This window comes from Stenotrophomonas sp. HMWF003 (assembly GCF_003061285.1).
GTDB classification, from domain to species: Bacteria; Pseudomonadota; Gammaproteobacteria; order Xanthomonadales; family Xanthomonadaceae; genus Stenotrophomonas; species Stenotrophomonas maltophilia_AP.
In genome coordinates this window covers 1-4,044 of record NZ_QAIW01000236.1, presented here as the reverse complement: position 1 = coordinate 4,044, position 4,044 = coordinate 1, and the positions used below count along the sequence as shown (strand labels likewise).

4 protein-coding genes and 1 pseudogene are annotated in these 4,044 nt (G+C 69.6%); 1 reads left to right on the top strand and 4 read right to left on the bottom strand.

The genetic code is table 11. From position 1 onward, the window contains the following. The 4 genes and pseudogenes from DBR34_RS22535 to DBR34_RS09715 form a co-directional block, all read right to left on the bottom strand. A pseudogene (locus DBR34_RS22535) lies at positions 1-648 on the bottom strand (hypothetical protein); the annotation flags it as partial. Positions 649-805: 157 nt separating this feature from the next. Continuing rightward, on the bottom strand, positions 806-1,543 hold the full coding sequence (locus DBR34_RS09725) for an alpha/beta hydrolase (RefSeq protein WP_128096634.1): 738 nt from the start codon (positions 1,541-1,543) through the stop codon (positions 806-808). Further along, a complete protein-coding gene (locus DBR34_RS09720) occupies positions 1,543-1,914 on the bottom strand; it encodes a hypothetical protein (RefSeq protein ID WP_128096633.1) in 372 nt (123 codons plus the stop codon). Before DBR34_RS09720 ends, DBR34_RS09725 begins: the two co-directional genes overlap by 1 nt. After that, on the bottom strand, positions 1,911-2,870 hold the full coding sequence (locus DBR34_RS09715) for a hypothetical protein (RefSeq protein WP_128096632.1): 960 nt from the start codon (positions 2,868-2,870) through the stop codon (positions 1,911-1,913). The genes DBR34_RS09720 and DBR34_RS09715 overlap by 4 nt, the downstream gene beginning before the upstream one ends. 183 nt (positions 2,871-3,053) lie before the next feature. Here DBR34_RS09715 and prmA point away from each other — a divergent pair, with 183 nt between their 5' ends. After that, positions 3,054-3,974 carry a 50S ribosomal protein L11 methyltransferase gene (gene prmA / locus DBR34_RS09710; protein WP_128096631.1) on the top strand — a complete coding sequence of 307 codons (921 nt, stop codon included), beginning with the start codon at positions 3,054-3,056 and terminating at the stop codon, positions 3,972-3,974. The last annotated feature ends 70 nt before the right edge of the window (positions 3,975-4,044 follow it).

Below are 4,044 nucleotides of genomic sequence, written 5' to 3'. Positions count from 1 at the left end.
GGCAGCACCGGCAACCGGTGCCGGCGGCGGCCCCATCGGTGCGGCCGGTGCGGCGGGCGCGTTCGGGTTGGCGCGGAACAGGCCATCCACCCAGTACTGCAGGTCGCCGTTGTCGCCGCCCATGGCGGCCGGACCGGCAGCGGCGGCCACGCCACCGGCGGTGGTAGCAGCCGCGCCTGCGGTGGCACCGGCCACCTTGGCACCGGCACCCAGCACGCCGCCAATGGCGGTGGTGAGCAGACCGGCGGTCAGCAGCGTGGCCACCGACCACGACAGGAAGCCGTGCGCGGTATCGCGGAAGTAGGTCTCATCCCCGTGCAGGTTGCTCCACTTGTTGCGCAGCCGGCCCGCGAGATAGCCGCCGAGACCGGAGGCGGCAATGGCAGTGAAGGTCAGCCAGGCAATGCTGGACCAGCCGAACGCCTCGGCCGACACACCTTCATAGGCCCACGGCGACACCGATGACAGCCCCAGGCCGACGCCCAGGATCAACAGCACCAGCGACAGCGCGGCGGCCGCGGCGGCGCCGGCAAAGATCGCCCCCCAGGACGTGGCGCTGTCGTGCGGCACAACGGGGGGCGGGGTGACCACTGCAACCGTCGCGGTGGCGTGTGGTTCGGATGCGGCGTAATCGCCTCGGGTATTCATTCGACAGGGTCTCCGGCACGTGCGCTGCGGATGCAGCCAACACCCGCAGGCTGCGCGTCACACCGTGAATTGCCCGAGATCCGTAAGCGAAGGCGGCGTGGACAGCATCACAACGCGCCAGTCACATCGGTCGTATGCGTGCGACGCCCCGCGACCGTCATGCGCTGCCGCAGACATCCTGCATGAAGGCAGCAACCACCCCCGCCGCCGCTTCCGGACGGGCCTGCAGCATCAGATGGGGACCGTCCAGCCATCGGGTGGCCTGCGCGGGCAGCAGCGCCGACAGGTGACGCTGGCAGCGCCCGGGCAACAAGCGATCGTGCGCCGCATGCAGGCATAGCGTGGGCAGCGTCACCGTGTCTGCGCTCACGGCGACATCGACGCCGAGCGCGGCAATCGCGCGGCCGCGCAGCACATCGGCGTCGACACGGGCGAGGGCATCCCGCAGCGCATCGCGCAAGGCGGGCGTGCTCCAGCGGCCAAGCAGCAACCACGACAACGCGGGCATCGGCAGCGCACGCACCGGTGCCCAGTACAACAGCGATTGCAGGCGACGCCATGCCAGCCAGGGCGAACGCGCGAACGTGGTGGAGAGGATCACACCCCGCAGACCGGGCGGCGGTGAAGCGGCGATGGACAACGCCAGCGGCCCCGAAAACGATTCGCCCAACAGCAGGTAGTCGCCTTCGGTGGGCAACGCCTGCTGCACGAAGCGGGCGAGCGCGGGGTAGTCCAGCCTGCGATCGACCGGGTAGGCGATCACCGTGACCCCCACCCCAAGCCGCCGCATCGCGGCGGAGAACGCGGCATGCTGGCGGCCGGTCGCATCCAGGCCCGGCAGCAGGACCAGCCGCAGCGGGCGCGTGGCCACCACGCCCCCTTCGACATGCGGCATCAACGCGGCGCGTTGGCTGCGGTCACCTGGGTGTTCTTGAGCGGTGCCACGCCCAGCGACGAGGTCGGGTCGACGATCACCATGGTCTCGGTGGAACCATCGGGCCACACCACCTGGAAGGTGCTGCCGGCCGGCAACGACGAGAACGGCATGCCGCTCTGCGCGCGGTAGACCGCGGCCACCTGGCTGGCGCCGGCGCGGCGCGTGTCTTCCGGTGCCTTGACCGAGGTCAGCTGCACCTTGGACAGGCTGCGGTAGCGATCTTCATACGTATCGATCATCACCAGGCCCACGGCGCCGGCCGAATAGGCCACGAACAACACCACCCAGAACCAGAACTTGGCACCGTGCAGGAATCGACGGTAATTCATCGCCCTTTCCTCTTCTTGATCAGTTCTTCAACCAACGTCTTCATTTTCCCCGCACCTTGCCGCGAAACCGCGGCGTCATAGACGAAGGTGGCAAAATCCTGCCCACCGTCCTGCGAACAGATCCCACCGTTCGCGCAGAAATTGTTCATCAACACACTGTCCGGGCCGCACGCCATGCCCAGCTCGCAGGCGCCCAGGCGCCACGCCAGTTCGCTGTACTGGTCCCCGGCCACCAGGCCGTTGAGCGCGCTGTCGCCACTGGCGCGCTGGCCCATGGCCGGTGCCAGCGCCATGAAGGCTTCCGGATCGCGCGACTCCCTCACCCGCTCGACCAGCCCGCGGCGGTAGTCGGGGCTGTCCTGCAGCGGCTGGCCGTCGGCAAACAGCGCGGCCTCGGCGGCCAGGTTGCCGGCCGTGGCCGCCTGGACGCGCTGGGTCAGGATCAACTGCCGGCCCAGGCCGTCGCTGGCCACGAAGCCGCCGCAGCGCCGCGCAACACGTTCGCGGGCCTGCACCATGGCCGGCGAGGCCGTCATGCCCAGCCCGGTCAGCAGCGCGTTGTCCAGCTGGTAACCGCCCGGGTCCATGGCATAGATGGCGCAGTAGTCGTATACGCGACTGACCATCCACGACGCTTCGGCATTGCCGTTGGCCGCCTGCAGCTGCAGGCGCTGGGCGTAGGCGAACAGGTCGGTGTCGCCTTCGATATCGGCGCGGATGTCCAGCGGCAGCCCGGACGCGATGGCGTTGCCGCGTTCGTTGGCCAACAGCTGGCGGGCCAGCTGCTGCGCCTGCATGGGCGCGGCAGCCACCAGTGCCACCGGCGTTTCGCCCACGCTGTCGGGCATGTCGTCGGCGTGCCGCACGTGGCCGCCCGCGCGATAGCCCACCACCCCGAGCAACGCCAGGGCCGGTACGACCAGCAACCAGGTTTTGAGGGTGGGCACGAGCGCCATGCGCAGGACCGGAGGTGCCCATGCGGGCAGCGGAAGCCCCAGTTTAGCAAGCCCTCCGGGAGCTGTCTGAACCGCAATCCGGTCGCATTCTCATGGCCCAGAGAGACGACAGGACGCGGCGTGGCAGGCAGCAACCACCCACAATGGTCTAGCATTCACGGTTTTCCGCAGGTAACTCTTCCCATGCCGTTCCTGGAACTCACCCTCCGCTGCAGCGAATCCACCCAGCCCCGCTACGAAAATGCGCTGGACGATGTCGGCGCGCTGGCGGTGACCCTGCTCGACGCCGATGCCGATACCAGCAACGAGCGCGCCATCCTGGAACCGGGCGTGGGCGAGACCCCGCTGTGGAACGATCTGGTCCTCACCGCGCTGTTCGCGGCCGACACCAATGCACTGGCGCTGCTGGCCGCGCTGGAGGCGTTCGACCCCGGCCTGGACTGGTCCGATGCCAGCTTCCGCGCGGTGGCCGATGAAGACTGGGAACGCGCGTGGCTGGACCAGTTCCAGCCGATGGCCTTCGGCGAGCGCACCTGGATCGTGCCGTGGAACCATGACCTGCCCGAGGCCGCGCAGGCCGACGATGCCGCCGTGATCCGCCTCGACCCGGGCCTGGCGTTCGGCTCGGGCACCCACCCCACCACCGCGCTGTGCCTGCGCTGGCTGGACGGCCTGGCCGCCGAGGGCGTGCTGGACGGCCAGACCGTGCTCGATTTCGGCTGCGGCTCGGGCATCCTGGCGCTGGCCGCCTTGAAGCTGGGCGCGGCACGCGCCGTGGGCGTGGACAACGATCCGCAGGCGGTGATCGCCACCGGCGACAACGCGCAGCGCAATGGCCTGCAGGATCGCCTGGCGGTCTACCTGCCGCATGACGAACCGCCGGCCACCTACCCGGTGGTCGTGGCCAACATCCTGGCCTCGGCCCTGGACGCACTGGCCGACGTGCTGGCCGCACGCGTGGCCCCCGGCGGGCGCATTGCGCTGTCGGGCATCCTGCATGGCCAGGAAGACGACCTGCTGGTGCGCTATGCGCCGTGGTTCGAGCAGCTGGAAACCGCCCAGGACGAAGACTGGATGCGCATCACCGGCGTGCGCCGCGCCTGAGTCGTCGTGAACGTGCTTGAATGGGCGCGACCCTGCCGCCCGGCCCCGAATCGATGACCGAGCCTACGCC

What these genes read in the sequence shown, in the direction of transcription:
- prmA (WP_128096631.1), top strand. Translation starts at nt 3,054, where the DNA reads ATGCCGTTCCTGGAACTCACCCTCCGCTGCAGCGAATCCACCCAGCCC.
- DBR34_RS09715 (WP_128096632.1), bottom strand. Translation starts at nt 2,870, where the DNA reads ATGGCGCTCGTGCCCACCCTCAAAACCTGGTTGCTGGTCGTACCGGCC.
- DBR34_RS09725 (WP_128096634.1), bottom strand. Translation starts at nt 1,543, where the DNA reads ATGCCGCATGTCGAAGGGGGCGTGGTGGCCACGCGCCCGCTGCGGCTG.
- DBR34_RS09720 (WP_128096633.1), bottom strand. Translation starts at nt 1,914, where the DNA reads ATGAATTACCGTCGATTCCTGCACGGTGCCAAGTTCTGGTTCTGGGTG.